Source organism: Streptomyces graminilatus, from assembly GCF_001418565.1.
GTDB classification, from domain to species: Bacteria; Actinomycetota; Actinomycetes; order Streptomycetales; family Streptomycetaceae; genus Streptomyces; species Streptomyces graminilatus.
In genome coordinates, this window is sequence record NZ_LIQQ01000795.1 from 1 (window position 1) to 2,290 (window position 2,290).

At 70.6% G+C, this 2,290-nt stretch carries 2 protein-coding genes; one reads left to right on the top strand and one right to left on the bottom strand.

What is annotated here, in order from left to right; translation table 11 throughout:
- A partial coding sequence (locus AOK08_RS41650) for a sensor histidine kinase (RefSeq protein ID WP_079054584.1) occupies nt 1-1,041 on the bottom strand: 1,041 nt, incomplete at its 3' end.
- 367 nt (nt 1,042-1,408) lie between these two features.
- Here AOK08_RS41650 and AOK08_RS41655 point away from each other — a divergent pair.
- On the top strand, nt 1,409-2,269 hold the full coding sequence (locus tag AOK08_RS41655) for a MaoC/PaaZ C-terminal domain-containing protein (RefSeq protein WP_055535756.1): 861 nt from the start codon (nt 1,409-1,411) through the stop codon (nt 2,267-2,269).
- The last annotated feature ends 21 nt before the right edge of the window (nt 2,270-2,290 follow it).

Sequence of the window (2,290 nt, forward strand, 5' to 3'; positions counted from 1 at the left end):
CGCCCCCGCCACCGTGATCTCGCAACGGTCGGCCCCGCTGTGCCGCAGGACGTTCGTGACCGCCTCCCGTACCACCCAGCCCAGCAATGTCTCCGCCGAGGGGGACAGGGGCGGGCCCGAGCGGTGGATCACCGAGGTGACTGCCGCCGCCGTAAGGACGGAGTCCGCCCGGTCGAGTTCCTTGGTCAGGCTGCCCTGCCGGTAGCCGGTCACCGCCTCGCGGATCTCCGTCAGGGCTTGCCGGCCCACCGACTCGATGTCCGTGATCTGGAGCAGGGCCGCGTCCATGTCCCGGGGGGCCAGCCGCCGGGCCGCCTCGGACTTCACCACGATCACCGACAGGGTGTGGCCCAGCAGATCGTGCAGGTCGCGGGAGAACCGCAGCCGTTCCTCCTCGACCGCACGGCGCGCCAACTCCTCACGTGCAGCGCGCAGTTCACGTACCGCCTCGGCCAGGGACAGGATCGCGGCGGTCACCATCGTCGAGATGAAGGTCCCGTATGCCACGTTCAGCGCGTCCCAGCCCTCCCGCACCGCCGAGACCACCGCCGCGAGGGCGGTGAGGGCGAGTCCGACGCGGCCCAGCCACGGGCCCCGCATCACCGCGCCCGTGGCCAGCCCCAGCAGCGGGAAGAAGTACAGCCAGCTACCGCCGTAGGCGATCGCCAGCGCGCAGGTCACCGCTCCCATCACGACGAGCGCCCCGCGCGTCGACCGGGCGTCCCGTGTCTCCTTCGTGAAGGCGCGGAACGTGACATAGATGTAGAGGGAGTTGAAGATGAACAGACCGAGGCCGCCGATCCAGGGCAGCGGGGTCCGGCCGTGGAGGAGGTTGGAGAAGGAGCCCATGCCCAGCAGCAGCCAGGGCAGCAGGACGAACCCGGTGGGCGGCGGACCCAGGTCCTCCGGCTCCGGCCGCCGGCCGCCGGACTTCCGCGCGGCGCGCCGGGCGGCCTTGTACAGGGCCATTTCCGCCCGCCAGCGCGCCCGCTCGGCCCGCCACTCGCCTGCCTGGCAGGCGACCTCTCGCATCCAGAACATGTACGCCAGCGTACGGAGCGGGGGCCGCGCCGGGCAGATGCCGATGTACGGACTCAGGCAGGACAAATGTCCTGCCCCGGTGTGCCGGCCGGCCGGTGAACACATGGCTGACGCATCGTCAGGAGTCTTCACAAGTCGCCACCGCTCGGCTATACAACAGGGGGCGCCGGACTGGAACGCGTTCTAGAACGGCCCGTATCGACCTCGGTGCGGCCGACGGTGCGGACGGTCGTACCGAGGTCTCGGCCCCGCGAATGTGTCCGTACCACGAGATCTGCCTACACCGAGATCTGCGTACGACGAGATCTCGGTACCGCGAGATATCTGTACAGCGAGATGTCCGTTCCGTTCGTTGGTCAGGAGTCGCATGCCCATTGACGCCGCCAAGGCCGTCGCCGCCGAACCCCGGTCCGTAGAGATCGCCTGGGGTCGCAAGGATGTCCAGCTCTATCACCTCGGTATCGGCGCCGGTGTCCCCGCGACCGATCCCGGCGAGCTGCGCTACACCCTCGAATCCCGGCTGCACGTCCTGCCCAGCTTCGCCACTGTCGCCGGCAACCACTCCCCGGACGTGATCGGCGGGCTCTCCATGCCCGGCGTGGACGTCGACCTCGCCAACGTCCTGCACGGCGGCCAGAACATCGTGCTGCACCGCCCGATCCCGCCCGAGGGCAGAGCGCACGTCACCGGGAGCATCGCCGCCGTGTACGACAAGGGCACAGCGGCGATCCTCGTCATGCGCACCGAGGCCGCCGACGCGGGCGGGCCGCTGTGGACGAGCGACGCGCAGATCTTCGTACGGGGAGAGGGTGGCTGGGGAGGTGACCGGGGCCCTTCGAACCGGCTCCCGCTGCCCGATGCCGAGCCCGCGAAGGTCGTCGAGCGGACCGTCCGGGAGGAACAGGCGCTGCTCTACCGCCTCTCCGGCGACTGGAACCCGCTGCACGCCGACCCCGAGTTCGCCGCCCTCGCCGGATTCGAGCGGCCCATCCTGCACGGGCTGTGCACCTACGGCATCGCGCTCAAGGCGGTCGTCGACACGGTGCTCGGCGGGGACGTCGGCCGGGTTCGCGCGTACCGCACGCGCTTCGTCGGGGTCGTGTTCCCCGGGGAGACCCTCCGCATCCGGATGTGGACGCACGAGCCGGACCGCGTACAGGTGTCGGTCACCGCAGTGGACCGGGAGGACGCGCCCGTACTGGCCGACACGGTCGTCGAACACTCGTGACCCCGCACCCACCCGCTCACC